At 63.2% G+C, this 17,325-nt stretch carries 15 protein-coding genes and 1 pseudogene; 11 read left to right on the top strand and 5 right to left on the bottom strand.

Annotation, left to right across the window (positions count from 1 at the left end):
* Window positions 1-9: 9 nt before the first annotated feature.
* Complete coding sequence (locus tag MOE34_RS13990; RefSeq protein ID WP_242217796.1) at window positions 10-993, bottom strand: dimethylarginine dimethylaminohydrolase family protein; 984 nt, start codon at window positions 991-993, stop codon at window positions 10-12.
* Window positions 994-1,291: 298 nt separating this feature from the next.
* Here MOE34_RS13990 and MOE34_RS13985 point away from each other — a divergent pair, with 298 nt between their 5' ends.
* From MOE34_RS13985 to MOE34_RS13965, 5 genes are all read left to right on the top strand, one after another.
* The gene (locus MOE34_RS13985; protein ID WP_242217795.1) at window positions 1,292-2,344 is read left to right on the top strand and encodes an amino acid ABC transporter substrate-binding protein; all 1,053 of its coding nucleotides are present in this window, start codon (window positions 1,292-1,294) and stop codon (window positions 2,342-2,344) included.
* 65 nt (window positions 2,345-2,409) lie between these two features.
* Window positions 2,410-3,633: an amino acid ABC transporter permease gene (locus MOE34_RS13980; RefSeq protein ID WP_242217794.1), complete on the top strand. Its 1,224-nt coding sequence runs from the start codon at window positions 2,410-2,412 to the stop codon at window positions 3,631-3,633.
* The gene (locus MOE34_RS13975) at window positions 3,626-4,972 is read left to right on the top strand and encodes an amino acid ABC transporter permease (RefSeq protein WP_242217793.1); all 1,347 of its coding nucleotides are present in this window, start codon (window positions 3,626-3,628) and stop codon (window positions 4,970-4,972) included. The genes MOE34_RS13980 and MOE34_RS13975 overlap by 8 nt, the downstream gene beginning before the upstream one ends.
* Complete coding sequence (locus MOE34_RS13970; RefSeq protein WP_431522382.1) at window positions 4,972-5,769, top strand: amino acid ABC transporter ATP-binding protein; 798 nt, start codon at window positions 4,972-4,974, stop codon at window positions 5,767-5,769. The genes MOE34_RS13975 and MOE34_RS13970 overlap by 1 nt, the downstream gene beginning before the upstream one ends.
* A gap of 20 nt (window positions 5,770-5,789) precedes the next feature.
* A complete protein-coding gene (locus MOE34_RS13965; RefSeq protein WP_242217792.1) occupies window positions 5,790-7,091 on the top strand; it encodes an MFS transporter in 1,302 nt (433 codons plus the stop codon).
* A 6-nt stretch (window positions 7,092-7,097) separates the two neighbouring features.
* Here the strand turns inward: MOE34_RS13965 and MOE34_RS13960 are convergent, their stop codons facing one another.
* The 3 genes and pseudogenes from MOE34_RS13960 to MOE34_RS25490 form a co-directional block, all read right to left on the bottom strand.
* On the bottom strand, window positions 7,098-8,252 hold the full coding sequence (locus MOE34_RS13960; RefSeq protein WP_242217791.1) for a succinylglutamate desuccinylase/aspartoacylase family protein: 1,155 nt from the start codon (window positions 8,250-8,252) through the stop codon (window positions 7,098-7,100).
* Between the two features lie 132 nt (window positions 8,253-8,384).
* Window positions 8,385-8,867, bottom strand: a complete 483-nt coding sequence (locus tag MOE34_RS13955; RefSeq protein ID WP_242217790.1) for an Lrp/AsnC family transcriptional regulator — start codon at window positions 8,865-8,867, stop codon at window positions 8,385-8,387.
* Between the two features lie 154 nt (window positions 8,868-9,021).
* Window positions 9,022-9,379 (bottom strand): annotated as a pseudogene (locus MOE34_RS25490) (GTP-binding protein); the annotation flags it as partial.
* Between the two features lie 507 nt (window positions 9,380-9,886).
* Between MOE34_RS25490 and MOE34_RS13935 the strand changes: the two are divergent.
* The 4 genes from MOE34_RS13935 to MOE34_RS13920 all read left to right on the top strand — a co-directional run bounded on the left by MOE34_RS13935 (window position 9,887) and on the right by MOE34_RS13920 (window position 13,979).
* Entirely contained in the window at window positions 9,887-10,996 is a 1,110-nt protein-coding gene (locus tag MOE34_RS13935; RefSeq protein WP_242217784.1) for a phytanoyl-CoA dioxygenase family protein, read from the top strand.
* Window positions 10,997-11,066: 70 nt separating this feature from the next.
* Window positions 11,067-12,011 (top strand): sugar ABC transporter substrate-binding protein, encoded by a 945-nt coding sequence (locus tag MOE34_RS13930; RefSeq protein WP_242217782.1) that lies wholly within the window; start codon window positions 11,067-11,069, stop codon window positions 12,009-12,011.
* A 70-nt stretch (window positions 12,012-12,081) separates the two neighbouring features.
* A complete protein-coding gene (locus MOE34_RS13925; protein ID WP_242217780.1) occupies window positions 12,082-13,203 on the top strand; it encodes an ABC transporter permease in 1,122 nt (373 codons plus the stop codon).
* Window positions 13,203-13,979: an ATP-binding cassette domain-containing protein gene (locus MOE34_RS13920; protein ID WP_431522381.1), complete on the top strand. Its 777-nt coding sequence runs from the start codon at window positions 13,203-13,205 to the stop codon at window positions 13,977-13,979. The genes MOE34_RS13925 and MOE34_RS13920 overlap by 1 nt, the downstream gene beginning before the upstream one ends.
* Before the next feature lie 69 nt (window positions 13,980-14,048).
* On the opposite strand, the gene iolE is transcribed toward MOE34_RS13920, so the two are convergent.
* On the bottom strand, window positions 14,049-14,948 hold the full coding sequence (gene iolE / locus MOE34_RS13915; protein WP_242217779.1) for a myo-inosose-2 dehydratase: 900 nt from the start codon (window positions 14,946-14,948) through the stop codon (window positions 14,049-14,051).
* Between the two features lie 151 nt (window positions 14,949-15,099).
* Here iolE and MOE34_RS13910 point away from each other — a divergent pair, with 151 nt between their 5' ends.
* Window positions 15,100-16,215 (top strand): Gfo/Idh/MocA family protein, encoded by a 1,116-nt coding sequence (locus MOE34_RS13910; RefSeq protein WP_242217778.1) that lies wholly within the window; start codon window positions 15,100-15,102, stop codon window positions 16,213-16,215.
* Window positions 16,216-16,229: 14 nt separating this feature from the next.
* A complete protein-coding gene (locus tag MOE34_RS13905) occupies window positions 16,230-17,204 on the top strand; it encodes a Gfo/Idh/MocA family oxidoreductase (RefSeq protein ID WP_242217777.1) in 975 nt (324 codons plus the stop codon).
* The last annotated feature ends 121 nt before the right edge of the window (window positions 17,205-17,325 follow it).

Genomic DNA, 17,325 nt, shown 5'->3' with positions numbered 1-17,325 from the left:
GCCTCTCCGTCAGACCAGCTCGCGGTGCAGCACGCCGGTCAGGCAGCCCGTCGCGCCCGCCGCTTTGCCGAGTTCATGCGCACCGACGACCACGGTTTCGATGCCCAGGCTCTCGTAGAATGCCTGGGTCTTCGGATTGCCGGCGACCATCATGATCTTGCGTGGTCCGAGCGTAACGATGTTGAAGGCGTGGTTCTGCTTCAATTCTTCCTCGTCCGGTGCAAAGGCGACCCTGAAGCCGTTGTCGAGCATGGTCGTGACCGCCGCGTGCGGCGTGCGGCGCGGCCAGGCGATGACCAGATCCTTGTCGACGATCCGCAGCATGCCCATGAAATGCATGGTGCCGAACGGCATGTCGAAGGCGTGCGTCTTCACGCCGGTTTCCGCCAGCAGGCCGGAAATCTGGTCTATCGCGGCCTGGTTGGTGCGCAGGCCCCGGCCGATGACCACCGCGTCCCTGTTCAGCCACATCAGGTCGGCGCCCTCGAACGTCGCCGTTCCCGTCAGCGTCCTGACGATCGGCATGCCGAGCGCGGCAAGACGCCGTGCGACCTGCCGCTCTTCACCGGCCCGCACCGTGGAGGCGGGGCGCGCCAGGATTGCGCCCTGCGGCGTCATCACGGCCAGATCCGCGCAGAACATCAGATTGGGGCTGGGCGCACCGGCAGGCTCGACATAGTGCACCTCGACCCCCAGCCCGCGATATGCCTCGGCGATCGCGTCGTGCTCGGCCTGCGCCTTGGCGATGTCGACGGGTGCGAGCATCTGGATTGCATTGTGGTCGTCCTCCGAGGAGGATATTTCCTCGCCGGGCCGATGCAGCAGCACCGCCTTGAGCGGAGCCCATTCGCTGTTGATGCCGCAGGCGGTCCAAAGGCTGCCGATTTCCTCCGCATGGCTGCGTTCGCGCTGCGACCAGCCCGCGCCGCCATAGGCCGCGAGGCCAAAGGTTTCCCGCGGGCGCTCCCGGCTTTTCGTCTCAGTTCCAGTCATGTCGATTTCCCTCTCGATCGCATGCGCGTTTTCGGCGGCTGGCGGTGACCGCTCGCTGGTCGTCGCCTTCGTGCATTCTGTCGCGCGTTTGCCCTCTTAATTATAATATTGTCCAAAAAATGCTAGTACTGCTTTAGATTTTTGCTTAAAATCTTTCTTATGGACAAAAATAATCAAGTGCGCTAGAAATCTCCGGGTGGGGAGGCGCTGCCTGATAATCGCTATCTCGGCACCGTCGTTTTCGGCACGCAGGCATGCCAGCCTCGGCATGCGTCAACGCTCTGGGGGAGTTCTTCTGATGAAATTTCAATATGGGAAGGTGTTGGGCGCCGCTGCGGTCACCGCTATGACGCTGGCCCCGCTGCCGGCTAGCGCGGCATCGACGCTGGAGCAGGTAAAGGCGCGCGGTTCCGTCAATTGCCAGGTCGGGCGCCCCGAGGCGGGGACGTTCATGCTGTCGCCCGAAGGCGTATGGTACGGCCGCGATGTGGCGGTCTGCCGTGCGGTTGCCGCGGCGATCTTCGGTGATCCTTCCAAGGTCGAGTTCCAGATCGTCGCCGGCGGTGCGCGCTTCACGTCGCTCGCAAACGGCGAGTCGGACCTGATGGTCCGCGCCGCGACCAATACGCTGAAGCGTGAGACGCAGCTCGGTCTGGATTTCACCACCGTCAATTTCTATGACGGGCAGGGCTTCATGGTGCCCAAGAGCAGCGGCATCAAGAGCGCGCTCGAACTGGACGGGGCGACGGTCTGCATGGATCCCGGCACGACCGGCGTTGCCAACGTGGCCGACTTTGCCAGCCGCAACAAGATCACGATCAACCCGCTGATGTTCCAGGACCGGCAGGTGCGCCTTGCGACCTACCTCAAGGGCGGTTGCGACGCCATCACGACCGACCGTTCGGGGTTGGCTTCGGACCGGGCGTCATTCCCCAACCCCGACGAGCATGAGATCCTGCCCGAAACCATCTCGAAGGAGCCGCTCGGCGCGTTCGTCCGTCAGGGGGACAGTCAGTGGCGCAATATCGTCACCTGGGTCGTCCATGCGATGGTGACGGCGGAGGAGATCGGCCTGACGTCGAAGAACATCGATGAGGCGAAGGCCAAGCCGCAATCGGCGGACCAGTCCCGCTTCCTCGGTCTTGAGGGTGACCTCAATGTCGGTCTCGGCCTGTCGCCGGAATGGGCCTACAATATCATCAAGCATGTCGGGAACTACGGCGAGGTCTATGATCTCTATATGGGCGATGGCCCGGAGGGCGGGCCGAAAGGCATGGGTATTCCCCGCGCCGGAAGCCTGAACGCCAGCTATATCGATGGCGGCCTCATCTTCGCACCGCCGTTTAACTGATCCAGGAAACGCATGCGCCCGGCAACGTCAGCCGGGCGCATCGTCCGTTCCCCATGAGCGCCAGCGTGAACACAACCGTATCTGTCCCTGACGGGCCTGCCCCGTCGCCCCGGCGAACAGCCGCATGGTATTTCTACGACAAGAAGGTTCGGTCGGTGGTGGTGCAGGCCGCACTCGCTGCCAGTATCCTTCTGGCGGTCGCCTACCTGGCGAGCAACGTCTCCCGCAACCTCAACGCCATCGGCATGGTGACGGGCTTCGACTTCCTCTGGTCCTCGGCGGGGTTCGATATTTCCTGGACCCTGATCCCCTATTCCGCGAGCGACAGCCTTGCCCGCGTCTATGTGGTCGGCATTCTAAATACGATGTTGGTGTCGGTCATCGCCATCGCCGGGGCTACCGCGATGGGAACTTTCATCGGCATCATGCGCCTGTCGCGGAACTGGCTCGTTTCGACGGTGGCCAGAACCTATGTCGAGGTCATCCGCAACACGCCGGCCCTGTTGCAGATCGTTTTCTGGTTCGGCGGCATCTTCGTCCTGTTGCCCAAGCCGAAGCAGAGCCTCGACCTGTTTGGACTCGGCCTCTTCCCGATCAACAATCGCGGCTTCTACATGCCGCGCCCGGTGGTGTCCGAGCCATTCTGGGTGTGTGTGCTGGGCTTTGTCCTTGCCGCCGCCGCCGCGATGGCGCTCGGACGGTTCGCCAGGCGCAGGCAGCGCGCCACGGGGCGGCGCCCCTTCGTGTTGCCCTGGCAGGTTCTCCTCGTCGTCGGTGTTCCGGTCGTGCTTTTCTATCTGGTCGGCAAGCCGCTCGAATGGCAGGTTCCCCAACTCAAGGGCTTTAATTTCGTCGGCGGCTGGAATCTTCCGCCCGCCTTCCTGGCGGTCCTGTGCGGCCTGTCCTTCTATCAGGCCGCAAGCGTCGCCGAACTGGTGCGGGCGGGAATCCAGGCCGTGCCGCGCGGGCAGGGGGAGGCGGCTACGGCGCTCGGCTTCAAGTCGAGCCGGGTGATGCGCCTCATCGTCCTTCCGCAAGCACTGCGTACCATCATTCCCTCGCTGATCAGCATCTGGCTCAACATCATCAAGGAATCGTCGCTGGCGGTGGCCATCGGCTTCCCGGAACTGATCACCCTCTTCATGGTCACCTCTATCGAGCAGGGCGGGCATGCTATCGAGAAGGTCGCGATGGTGATGGCGTTCTACACCAGCATCAGCCTCGCCGTCGCCGGCATCCTCAACGCCTATAACCGCCATCTGCTGGCAAGGGGACGCCGCAATGCCTGATACAGCCTCCGTCGCTACCGTCTTCACGCCGATGCCCGCTCGCCCTGCCCCTGTGGGGCAGAGGGGTGTGGTGCACTGGTTGAGGACGCGGCTGTTCTATTCCCCCGCTAGCAGCCTTTTTACCGTCGTCACGCTCTACCTCCTCTATCGGGCGGCAGCGCCCTTCTATGAATGGGCGGTGACCAATGCGGTCTGGGAGGCCGGCACGCGCCGCGAATGCTTCGAGAAGAATGTCGACGGCGCCTGCTGGGCGGGCGTCGTCCACTGGTTCGACAGCTACATGTACGGCCAGTTCCCGGCCTCGGAGCGCTGGCGCGCCAATCTGGGCTGCCTCCTGCTGGTTCTCTGGGCCATTCCCATCTGGCTGCCGCGCACGCACAACAAGGCGACGGTCCTTGCGACCATGGTGCTGGTCTTTCCGTTCCTTGCCGTTTACCTGTTCCTCGGCGGAGACTGGTCGTTACTTCCGCGGACGCTCGCCATGCTCGGCGTTGCCTTCCTCATTGTGAACTGGGCAAGTGCTATCCTGTCGATGACCACGGGGCGAAGCCTATCCCAAGACCTTGGGCGACTGTTCGGGCTTGCCGACAGGCATCCCTCCGTCCTTATCTATCCGATGGCCGGGCTTGTCACCCTCCTCACGGCAGGGGCGGTGGCCCTGTCCTACGGCTTCACGCTGCCTTATGTCGAAACAGGCAAATGGGGTGGGCTTTTCCTGACATTCATCATAGCGGTCAGCTCGTCGCTTTTCGCCTTCCCGCTCGGCATTCTGCTGGCGCTCGGCCGGCGCTCCGAGATGCCGCTCGTCAGGATCTTCTGCGCGACCTTCATCGAGGTTCTGCGGTCGATACCGCTGGTGACGCTGCTGTTCATGGTCATCGTGCTCCTGCCGCTGTTCATGCCGGCCGGAACGCAGTTCAACAAGCTCATGTATGCGCTTGTCGGCCTCTCCCTCTTTACCGCGGTCTATCTGGCCGAGGTCGTGCGCGGCGGAATGCAGGCCATACCGGAAGGGCAGTACGAGGCGGCGACGTCGCTGGGCCTCGGCTATTGGCGGGCGACCTATCTCGTCATCCTGCCACAGGCGCTGAAGACGATGACGCCCGTTCTCGTCACCTATTTCATCGGCAATCTCAAGGATACGACACTCGTTTCCATCATCGGCATGTACGACCTGCTGGGCATGATCAACGTCTCGGGCCAGAACCCGGAATGGAACGGGCTCTATCAGGAGCCGCTCCTGTTCGGGACCGCGATCTTCTTCGTTCTTTGCTACTGCATGTCCCTGTACGGGCGTTATCTGGAAAGACGCGGCAGCGGCGTCACGGGAGGAATCTAATGCCATCGGCTCGTAACGAAACAGGCGCCGCCAGTCCGCACGTCGCTTCGGCCGTGACCGACCGGATCGTGGTGAGTATGACCGACGTCAACAAGTGGTACGGCCCGTTCCATGTCCTGAAGGATGTTTCTCTCGCCGTGAAGAAAGGCGAGAGGATCGTTCTATGCGGTCCGTCGGGTTCGGGAAAGACGACGCTCATTCGCTGTATCAACCGGCTGGAAGAGCATCAGTCCGGCGAAATCCTGGTCAACGGCGTGTGCCTGGACGGCAATCTGAGGAACGTCGACAAGGTTCGCGCCGATGTCGGCATGGTGTTCCAGAGCTTCAATCTGTTCTCCCACCTGACGGTGCTGGAGAACTGCACGCTGGCGCCGCTCTGGATCCGCAAGATGCCGGAGGCGCAGGCGACCGCGCTGGCCATGAAGTTCCTCGAGCGTGTCCGCATCCCCGAACAGGCGCATAAATATCCGGCGCAACTGTCCGGCGGACAGCAGCAGCGCGTGGCGATCGCGCGCGCACTCTGCATGGACCCGAACATCCTGCTGTTCGACGAGCCGACATCCGCGCTCGATCCCGAAATGGTGTCGGAGGTTCTCGACGTGATGGCGGAATTGGCCGAAAGCGGCATCACCATGCTGTGCGTGACCCACGAAATGGGCTTTGCCCGCAGGGTCGCCGACCGGATCATCTTCATGGATGGCGGTGAGATCGTCGAGGAGGCGCGGCCGCAGGACTTCTTCGAGCGGCCGAAGATGGACCGGACCCGGCTGTTCCTGAGCCAGATCGTCGGCCACTAGGGCCGATTGCCCGCAGCCACATGATGGAGCGCCTTTGCAGGCGCGGCCGCCACCCGGCCGCGCGGGCCGAGTGCGTATTGCTTGCCATGCGAAATATACGATTCCTGCTGACGAATTCCCGATGGCTGCTGGCAGGGCTTTTGCTCAACCTCGCGTCCTGTTTCGGGCAGACCTTCTTCATAGCGCTTTTCTCCGGTGATATTCGCGCGGAGTTCGGGCTGACACACAGCAGTTTCGGCCTTCTATATATGGCCGCCACGCTTGGAAGTGCCGCAAGCATCCTCTGGGTCGGGCGGATGGTGGATGTGTATCCCGCACAGAAGATTGCCGTCTGCGCGGTCCTGGCGACCGCCGCGGCCGCCGTTCTGACGGGTTATGCGCAGTCGCTGCTTGCCTTTTCCGTGGCGCTCTACCTCCTGCGCTTTTGCGGCCAGGGAATGCTCGATCATATTGCCGGCGTCACCATGACCCGTTGGTACGATCTCAATCGCGGACGCGCCCTCAGCGTCGCGTCGCTCGGGCATCCGGTCGGGGAGGCCTTGCTGCCGCTGGCTGGCGTTGCCCTCGTCGCGGCCATCGGCTGGCGCGATGTGTGGCTGGCGGTCGCCGGCGTGCTGCTGCTCGCGGCCGCGCCAGTGCTTTTCTGGCTCTTGAAAACGGCGCCGCCGCCGGAGGAGGCGATCCATGCCGGGGCCAATGCCTGGCCGCGCGCACGTCCACGAGACCGAACCCGCAGCCAGGTGGTCCGTGACCCGCTGTTCTATCTCATTCTGCTCGGAGTCCAGTCGCACTCACTCATCACCACCGGCATCTTCTTTCACCAGATCGAAGTCGTGACCCGTAAAGGCTGGAGCGTCGCCTGGCTTGCCGCCAATTATCCGATCTATGCCGGCCTGACGGTGGCGGCTTCGTTGATCGCCGGCGGCATGGTCGACAGATGGAGTGCGCGGACCCTCCTGCCGATCGGCCTGGTCCCGCTCGCGGCCGCCTGCCTGGTCCTGTGCCTGTTCAGCCACGCGGCGATGGTTCCGGTTTTCATGGGGCTCGTCGGCGTCGCTTCCGGCTTCGTCGGACCCGTCACCGGCGCGCTCTGGGCGGAGATTTATGGCCGCGAGCACCTCGGCGCCATCCGCTCGATTACCATGGCCAGCAGCGTCGTCGCCTCCGCACTTGCCCCCGGCTTCATGGGAATGCTGTTTGATCTCGGTGTTTCGGTGGAACAGCAGATGTTCGGTTTCACGCTCTATACGCTGGCGGCCGCGTTCTTGCTCTTCGCGCTCAGGCCGGTTCTCCACCGTGTTGCGACTGCCGGCGCGGATTGAACGACTTCAATCGTCCAGTGCGGTCTTGCCGATACGGTGTGCTAGCGGCTCTTCGGCGGCTATGCGGAAGATCTGTTCGCCGGCACGTGCCAGACGGTCGCCCGCCCGATCGAACAGGACGCCGTCGCAACCGGCCAGGACGGGAAAACGGGCTGCCTCGAAATCGGCGATCCCCGGATCCACGATGCAGCATACTTCCTGTCCCTGCCTCAGCCGTGCGCCGACGGGAACGCTGTAAACGATGATCCCCGTGCACGGCGCATAGCCGTGATCGCAGGCCGTGATCGGCATGGGCGCCGATTTGGCCTCGGGCAAGGGGCCTGGATCGCCCGTGACGATCCCGCGGCGCATCATGTAGCGGAGAAGGTTCAGGGCGTCGGCGGCGCTGACGGCGTCGTCCACGTCGCGCGATCCGCGCAGTTCCACCGTGCCGCTCAAGCCCGGCTGGCGGACCGGTTTGCCGCTATCGTCGAGCGCGCGTGCGACCTGGAGCCACAGTTGACCGACTGCGGAGCTGAACGGGCGGCCGTCCTCCATATAGGCATGAATGAAGGTGGCCTCGCTGCCGAGCTGCGCAGCAAATTCCGCTATGCGTTCCTCGCCGGGATCGTCGTCGCAATAGATGTAAAGGGGCGCTTCGCCTGCGCAGTGCAGATCGAAGCAGTAGTCGGCGTCGATGGCCATCCGCATCAGCGCAAGGCGAAGATGGTCGAACTCGGTGCGTGCAGGGATGTGCTCCAGCACCTTATGCGCCGCCGCCCGCACGAGCGGGACATTGGCCGTCGCATCTGTGGTCAACCGATCGCCGATCAGCGCCGCGACCTCGGCGCCGATCCAGGGGAAGCCGCGATTGTAGTTCTCCCGGCTGGCCTGGTCGAAACGGCCGTAATGGGTGCCGGAAAGATCCTGGGCAAAGCCGATGGGATTGGCGAAGGGGACGAGGACTATTTCGCCGCGGATGCGCCCGGCGGCGTCCATCTCGTCCAGCAGGCGCGTCAGGTGATGGATCACCAGCGGGCCTGGCATTTCGCCTGCGTGTAGCGCGCCCTGGATGTAGATCTTCGGGCGAGCGCCAGCTTCGCCATAGCGAAAGACCTGCAGGCTGCGCTCCGTGCCCTGGACGACGACCGGGAGCGAGACGGTCTGGATGGAGCGGGGCATGGCGAATCCTTGCGCTAGAATCACGTTCTGTGCTTAGATTGCGCCGATAATGTTCAATAAAGCAATTTTAAATGGATGGTTGTGCCAATTTTTATCAGAAACGAGCAAATATCTCCTTGGTGACTGCTGGAGTCACGTTTCGGGGGGCTGCTGCGGAAGGGGCAGAGAGGTACGGTGAACGACCTGCTTCAAGGCGAAGCTGGACGTGATGTTCCGAACACCGGGAATCTTGCCGATCTTCTCCGAAAGGAAGACATTATATTCCTCCAGATCGCTCAGGATGACGCGCAGAATGTAGTCGGCCGATCCGGACAGGTAGTAGCAATCCATGACTTCGGGGAACTCTACGATCTTCTGCTCGAACAGCTTGTCGTCGAGCTGACGCTCCATCTTGACGGTGATGAAGACATTCACCTTAAGGTTCAGCGCGCGAGGATCGAGCAGCGCGTTGAAGCTCTTGATGACCCCGGAGGCTTCCAGCTCCTGCACGCGGCGCGAGCATGGAGAGGGAGACAGGCCGGCGGCCTTGGCCAACTCGTTGTTGGATATGCGCGCGTTCTTTTGCAGTTGGTCCAGGATTTGAATATCCGTCTGATCCAGTCGCCAATTTGTCATTCACTTCACCCACGCAGAAGAACTTCAGATTCCATTCCCCTTATTGCCAGTTTGGCAAAAGCATATCAATGAGCGACGGTAAACATGTGAATATCCTGCGTTTCAGGCGGGATTTTATTAATGACAATATATGAAGGGAAAGTCCGCCCGCGGGCAAGCTTCTGTCGATGCCGTCACGGTCGAGGTTGCGGCCGATGAATACGAATTTCAACTTCGGCATATCCTCGCCCCAGGTGTGGCCCGGCCGGAAATCGACCAGCTTGTGCACCGCCTGGAGGACGAAGAACCGGTTGTCGCTGCCATCGAGCACCGGGTCGTAGAGGTGCTGGTCGATATGCATGGTGTCGGGTCGGCAAGGCCGGAGGTCTCGACGATGATGTGGTCGAACTTGTCCTTCTGGCTCAAGAGCTTCTTATCACGTCGATGAGGTCGTTGCGCACGTCGACGAAGCAGCAGATGCGGCCGTTCTGCATCTGGAAGATCTTCCCGCCGGAGGCGAGCACGAGGTCGGCGCCCGTTAACTGCTGCGCCGCCAGATTGCGGCAGCGATTGCCTTCCGGTCGTGAGTATCGCTTTGTCCCGTCGGGAGCGTACAACATCGTTTCCCAGGCTCGGTGAAACGTTCCGGATATGGCAAGCGCCGAACGCTTGCCTGCAGCACGCCTTTCTGGTGCCGTTCCGCTGCGGCCTCCAAGCGACCTTTCCCCAATTCCGGGCGGCTACGAAACCCGGATGAATGGGCATTCTCCGACAGGGGTGGCGGCTTTGATCCCTTCAACGTCTCACGTAACGATAAGTCCAATGATCGACATGAGCCGGATCCAGGGAGCGTCCAAGGTCGGTTACTCCTTTCTGCACTTTGTATTGACATTGAGAAAAATCCACAATTAATATTGCGGCCTGTTGTTGGTTGCAAGTCATGCCTGAATTTGCCGCTCGCTTTGCCTCTGGAGGGGGTGTGCGAGAACGGTACCTGCTGCCTTCAAATGGGTTTTCGGACATCGAACAGGAGGATTTCGATGAATGATATTGCAACGGTGATCGACCTGGCGCAGTTCCGGCGTGAGGTTGAGACCGAGACGACGAAGGCGATGTGCCCGACCGCGATCGCCATCGAGAAGAACATCCCCATCTACGATGGCGCAAGCGTGGTTGACGGTATCGGCCCGGAATGGGCCTCGGTCATCGGCTCGGGGCCGGGTGTGTTCGTTGTCAAGCGCGCCTTCACCGATCCCGGCGCTATAGACGCAGCAAGCGCGGTATTCCGGCAGATCATCGCCGACGAGCGTGCCGCCGGTACGGCCGCAGGCGATCATTTCGCGAAGGCTGGCGCCAACGACCGCATCTGGAACAGCTTGCAGAAGCTGTGCCTTCGCGACCCGGCCGTCTATGCCCGGTACATGGCAAACCCGGTCATCGATATCGCCTGCCGCGCCTGGCTTGGCCCGGGCTACCAGATCGCGACGCAAGTCAACCAGGTGCGTCCCGGCGGCAAGGCGCAGGCCCCGCATCGCGACTACCATCTAGGCTTCATGAAGCCCGAGCAGATGGCGGAGTATCCGACGCATATCCACGCGACCGGCCCCACGCTGATCCTGCAAGGAGGCGTTGCCCATTGCGACATGCCCGTCGAGAGCGGCACGACGAAGCTCCTGCCGCACTCGCAGCGCTATCTGCCTGGCTACATTGCCGCCACACGCCCGGAATTCCGCGACTATTTCGAGGAGCATTATGTCCAGCTTCCGCTGGAAAAGGGCGATGCCATCTTCTTCAGCCCGGCCCTGTTTCATGCCGCGGGGGAGAACCGCACGGCGGATGTGGTGCGTATGGTGAACCTCATCCAGACGGCTTCCGCCTTCGCCCGCCACATGGAAACCCTCGACCGCACCGCCATGGCGCGCGCGGTGTATCCGCATCTTGCGGCGCTCTCTCCGGCTGGACGGCGGGCGGTCATCGCCGCAACGGCGGACGGGTATCCGTTCCCGACCAATCTCGACACGGATCCGCCGCTTGGCGGCCTTGCCCCGGAGAGCCAGCAGGACGTGCTGACCAGGGCTGTTGCCGAAGGCTGGGACCAGGCCCGCCTCGATGCGGCTCTTTCGGCACAGGGCGCAAAGCGCGCGGCCTGAGGGCAGGAAGTCACCCGCAAAGGCTTCGGGCGGGCACGAACAGGAAGCCAACTTCGGGAGGAAGTCTTACATGAAGAAAATTCTGCAGTCCCTGGCGCTCGGCGCGCTTCTGGCCACGACCGCGCTTGCCGGCGCGGCACATGCCGATGGTGAGAAGTTCGTGTGGATCAGCCATGGGCCGGACAGCGATAGCTGGTTCAATGTCATCAAGAACGCCATCAAGGTCACGAACGAGCAGATGGATGTCGAGACCGAATATCGCAATCCGCCGACCGGCGACCTTGCCGACATGGCGCGCATCGTCCAGCAGAGCTCGGCGGCAGGCGTCGACGGCATCATCGTCACCATCGCCGACTACAACGTGCTCGAAGGTCCGATCAAGGACGCCGTCGCCAAGGGGATTCCGGTTGTCACCGTCAATTCGGGGACGGTGGAGGAGAGCCAGAAGCTCGGTGCGCTGATGCATGTCGGCCAGCCGGAATACGAGGCGGGACTTGGTGCTGGAAAGCGCGCGAAGGAGGCCGGCGTCAAGAGCTTCGTGTGCGTGAACCACTACATCACGAACCCCGCTTCCGTCGAACGCTGCCGCGGCTTTGCCGAGGGTATCGGTGTCGAGCTCGGCAACCAGATGATCGACTCCGGTATCGACCCGTCGGAAATCCAGAACAAGGTCAAGGCTTACCTCACGGCGAACAAGGACACCGGCGCGATCCTGACGCTCGGCCCGAATTCGGCGGAACCCTCGATCCGCGCGGTCAAGGAAATGGGGTTGGACGGCGATATCTACTTCGGCACCTTCGACCTCTCGGCCGAGATCTCCGCCGCCATCAAGGACGGCACGATCAACTTTGCCATCGATCAGCAGCCTTTCCTCCAAGGCTCGATCCCGATCCAGGTTCTGACGAGCTACGTCCGCTACGGCGTCGCCCCGGCCAACTCGATCTTCACGGGTCCGGGCTTCGTGACCAAGGACAACATCGCGCTCGTCGAGTCGCTGGCAGGCCAGTACCGCTGACCTGACGGTCCGTCGGGGTGCGCGGCCGACGGCGCGCCCCGAACGATTTTCGAGGGAGGAGAATGCATTCATGACGGACGTCATCAATGGCGCGTCGAAGGACGAGCGCATCAAACCCGTCTCGCCGCTCAAGCGCGCGCTGATCCGGCCCGAACTCGGCGGTATCTGCGGCACCATCCTGGTCTTCCTGCTGTTTGCCATCGTCGCCGGCGACAGCGGCATGTTCGCCGCCGAGGGCGTGATGAACTGGACCGTGGTCTCGGCGCAGTTCATGGTCATTGCGGTCGGCGCCTGCCTTCTGATGATCGCGGGCGAGTTCGACCTTTCCACAGGCTCGATGATCGGATTCTCCGGGCTGATGATGGCTATCCTTGCCGTCCATCTCGGCGTGCCGCTTTGGCTTTCCATCATCGTGACCTTCCTCTTCTGCGTCTTCATCGGCGCGGTGAACGGCTGGCTCGTCATCCGTACCGGCCTGCCGTCCTTCATCGTCACGCTCGCCTTCCTCTATATCCTGCGCGGTCTCACGATCTGGGGCTCGGTCTATTTCACGGGCCAGACGATCATCGGCGGCGTGGGCGAGAAGGCGGCCGGCGACTGGCTGGCGCCGTTCTTCGGCGGCAAGATCCTGACCGGCTTCTTCGCCTGGATGGGGGAGATGGGATGGATCGCCACGTTCACCCGCGGCAACCGCGCGGGCCAGCCCGTCATCGATGGCGTTCCCATGCTCGTCGTCTGGGCCATCGTGCTCGTCGTCTTCGGCCATTGGCTTCTGACGCGCACCAAGTTCGGCAACTGGATATTTGCCTCGGGCGGCGACCCGCTCGCCGCGCGCTATGTCGGCGTGCCGGTCAACCGGGTGAAAATCCTGATGTTCATGTTCTCGGCCTTCTGCGCCTGTGTCTTCGCCACCTGCCAGGTGATGGAGTTCGGTTCGGCGGCGGCCGACCGCGGCCTTCTCAAGGAGTTCGAGGCGATTATCTGCGTGGTCATCGGCGGCGCGCTGCTGACGGGCGGCTACGGTTCCGTCATCGGCGCCGCGCTTGGCGCCATCATCTTCGGCGTGGTGCAGCAGGGTCTGTTCTTCGCCAATGCCGAAAGCTCGCTGTTCCGCGTCTTCCTTGGCGTCATCCTGCTCACGGCGGTGATCATGAACACCTATATCCGCCGCATCATCACGGGAGAACGCTGATGACCGCCATCGTGGAGATGAGGAACATCCAGAAGCACTTCGGCCATGTCATCGCGCTGGCCGGCGTCTCCTTCGACATCCGGCCGGGCGAATGCCACTGCCTGCTCGGCGACAACGGGGCGGGCAAGTCGACCTTCATCAAGATCATGTCCGGCGTCTACAGGCCGAGCGATGGCGAAGTGCTGGTGGAGGGTACGCCGACACTCTTCCAAAGCCCGCGCGACGCGATGGCCGCGGGTATCGCCACGGTCTACCAGGACCTTGCCATGATCCCGCTGATGAGCGTCAGCCGCAATTTCTGGATGGGGCGCGAGCCGGAGCGGGGCATCTGGCCGTTCAAAACCTTCGATACGGCAAGGGCCGACGAGATCACCGTGGCGGAGATGCGCAAGATGGGCATCAACCTACGCGGGCCGGACCAGGCCGTCGGCACGCTTTCGGGCGGCGAGCGGCAGACCGTCGCCATCGCGCGGGCGGTCTATTTCGGCGCGAAGGTGCTGATCCTCGACGAGCCGACTTCGGCGCTCGGCGTTCGCCAGACGGCGAACGTGCTGAGCACGATCGATCGCGTGCGCAAGCAGGGCATCGGCGTCGTCTTCATCACGCATAACGTTCGCCATGCACTCGCCGTCGGCGATCGCTTTACGGTGCTCAACCGAGGCCAGACGCTGGGGACGGCGGAGCGCGGCACGGTGGACGCCGCCGCGTTGCAGGACATGATGGCGGGCGGGCAGGAGCTTGCTCTGCTGGAAAGCTCGCTCGGCGGCACGATCTGAAACGAGGAAAGGCGTGCCGGACGGTCTGTCGTGCACGCCTTCCCGAAGACTTGAAGTTTGCGGCTCTCCTCAGCGGATCACCTCGTAGCCGGCGGCCGCCATGACGCGCAGAAGTTCCCGATGGCCGATCTTCGCCATATCGAGTGGCGGGTTGTGGGTGGGGTCCTGTTCCGCCTCGACGACGAACCAGCCTTCGTAGCCATGGGAGGCAAGACGCTTGACGATGGCCTCGAAGTCGAGGTCGCCGTCGCCGGGAACAGTGAAGGCGCCCTTGATCACCGCGTCGAGGAAGCTGTCCCGCGTGCGGTCGAGCGCCGCGATGACGGGCAGGCGGACATCCTTGGTGTGGACATGGCTGATGCGCCTGTGGTGCCTGTCGATGACGCGCAGCACGTCGCCGCCCGCGAAGGCCATGTGGCCGGCGTCGAAGAGCAGCGGCAGGCTCTCGCCGGAATGCTTCATCAGGAGATCGAGTTCGTCCTCGGTCTCGATGGGTGCGGCCATGTGGTGATGGTAGGAGATCGGCATGCCCTGGTCGGCGCACCATTCGGCGAAGGCGGTCAACTTGTGGCCATAGGATCGGATCTCGCCCTCGGAGAGACGGCGCTTGGTGGAGAGGGGCGCGGTGCGGTCGCCCTGGATGGTGCCGGCTGTCTCGCCATAGACGATGCAGGGTGCGCCGACAGCCTTGAACAGCGCCATCTGCCCGGCGATCCGGTCCTTCTCCGCCTCGATGTCGCCATCGAGCAGGAGACCGGAGAACCAGCCGCCGCAGACCTGGATGCCGTATCTGTCGAGGATGGGACGCAGCACCGCCGCGTCCATCGGAAAGCGCCGGCCTGTCTCCATGCCGGTGAAGCCGGCTTCCGCAGCTTCGGCAAGGCAGCCTTCCAGCGAGATGTCGCTGCTGATTTCCGGCAGGTCGTCGTTCCACCATGCAATGGGGGCAATGCCAAGTCTGGCCTTCATGTTCTAGCTCCGGGCTTGCGGAAAACGGGAATGCCGGCCGCCTGCCGGCCTGGCTGGGCGATCATGCAAAACAAATATTGACAATTCAATATTTATGCAAAGATAATTGCATTCGCGCCTGGAGGAGGCCGCATATCCGAGGATCAGCAGAATGAAGAAGACGCTCCGCCTTGGCCTCATCGGGTCGGGTTTCATGGGTAAGACGCATGTGTTCGGTTTTGCCGCCGCCATGCGGGTGTTCGATCTGCCCTATGAGGTGGAACTGACCGCCATTGCCGACGTAACGATGGCGCAGGCCGAGGCTGCCCGCGCCGCGCTCGGCTTCCGGCGCGCCACGGATGACTGGCGCAGTCTTGTCGCCGACCCCGGCATCGACCTGATCGACATCACCGCGCCGAACGCGCTGCACAAGGAGATGGCGCTTGCCGCCATCTCCGCGGGCAAGCACGTCTATTGTGAAAAGCCGCTCGCCCCGCTGTCCGCCGATGCGCGTGAGATGGCGGAGGCGGCGGAGAAAGCGGGCCTCAAGACACAGGTCGGCTTCAATTATCTCTGCAATCCCATGCTTGCCCTTGCGAAGGAGATGATCGCCGGCGGCGAGCTTGGCGAGATCCGCGGCTATCGCGGCCTCCATGCCGAGGACTACATGGCCGACGCCAGTGCACCCTTCACTTTCCGGCACGATCCGGCAGGTGGCGGCGCGCTGGCCGATATCGGCAGCCATGCGCTGGCGACCGCAGAGTATCTCCTTGGCCCCATCACCAGGGTCATGGGCGATTGCGTGACGATGATCTCGCAGCGGCCCGATGGCAGGGGCGGCGCGCGCGCGGTCGAGATCGACGATGTCGGTCGTGCGTTCCTGCGCTTTGCGAACGGTGCGAGTGGCTCCGTCGAGGGTAACTGGATCGCCACCGGCCGCAAGATGCAGCACGATTTCGAGGTCTACGGCACGAAGGGGGCGCTTGCCTTCTCGCAGGAGCGCTTCAACGAACTGCATTTCTATTCGACGGCGGATGCGAAGGGCAGGCAGGGGTTCCGCCGCATCGAGGCGGGACCGGACCATGTGCCCTACGGCCGCTTCTGCGTGGCGCCCGGCCATCAGCTCGGCTTCAACGACCTGAAGGCCATCGAGGTCGCCGGCTATCTGGAGGCGATAGCGGGTCTTCGGCCCGAGCCGTTCAATTTCCGTGCCGGCCTGCGCATCCAGACATTGGTGGAGACGATTCAGAATTCCGCCCGCGCCGAACGCTGGCTGGCGGTGGCCTGAACGGGGAGGGCACTATGAGGAGTATCGGTGTCGGCGTTATCGGGGCGGGTGTTATGGGCGCGGAACATGCGCGCCTTATCGCCTGCGAGGTCTCGGGCGCGCATCTTGCCGCCGTCGCGGATGCCGATCTGGCGCGGGCGGAGGCGGCGGCGCAGGGCGGCCGAACGATGGCCGATCCCGAGGCCCTCATCGCCGATCCCGCAGTCGAGGCCGTGCTCGTGGCTTCGCCGGATGCCACGCATCAGCGGCTGGTGCTGGCGGCGATTGCCGCCGGCAAGCCGGTGCTCTGCGAAAAGCCGCTTGCCGTCAGCACGGACGAATGCCTGGAGATCGTCGCGGCCGAGGCGCGTGCCGGCCGCCGGCTGGTGCAGACCGGTTTCAATCGCCGCTTCGACCCCGCCTATCGCGAAATGAAGGCGATCATGGATGACGAAGCGCTCGGCGGGGTGCGCATCCTCCATTGCCAGCACCGCAACGTGGCCGCGCCCGCCTGGTTCACCGGCGCGATGGCCGTCACGAATTCGCTGGTGCACGAAATCGATATCTGCCGATGGCTGCTGTCGACGGAATATAGCGCCGTCACCGTCATTCCGTCCCCCGCGGGCGATCCGGTGCTCTTCGTCTTCGAAACGGAGGCCGGCAGCCTGGTTTCCGTGGAGGTCTTCATGAACGCTGCCTACGGATACCATGTTCACGCCGAAGCCGTCTGCGTGAAGGGCACGATCGCCATGGCGCATCCCGCGCCGATCCGCATACGCCGTGACGGGGCGCAGGAGGGGCGTTTTCCGGAAAACTGGATTCCGCGCTTCCGCGATGCTTACCGTATTCAGAATCAGGCCTGGGTCGACGGCATCCGCGCCGGCACCCCTCCGGCGGACGGCTCGACCGCCTGGGACGGGCTTGTCGCCACCTGCCTTGCCGACCAGGTGGTGGCGGCAATGGCGACCCGCCAGCGCATACCCCTGACGCTGCCGCCGCGGCCTTGTTGAGCCGACAAGGCCGCGCAAGCGATATTGCGGAATGCGCTTGACATGCAATAATAATTGCTATTTCTCTGATCGTGAAATAAAAATGCGGATGCCGCCTACGGGCGGCTCCCGCATGGAGGAG

It is taken from the genome of Shinella zoogloeoides (genome assembly GCF_022682305.1).
Classification (GTDB): domain Bacteria; phylum Pseudomonadota; class Alphaproteobacteria; order Rhizobiales; family Rhizobiaceae; genus Shinella; species Shinella zoogloeoides_B.
The sequence above is the reverse complement of the archived record's forward strand: the minus strand, read 5'-3'. Positions and strand labels throughout refer to the sequence as shown.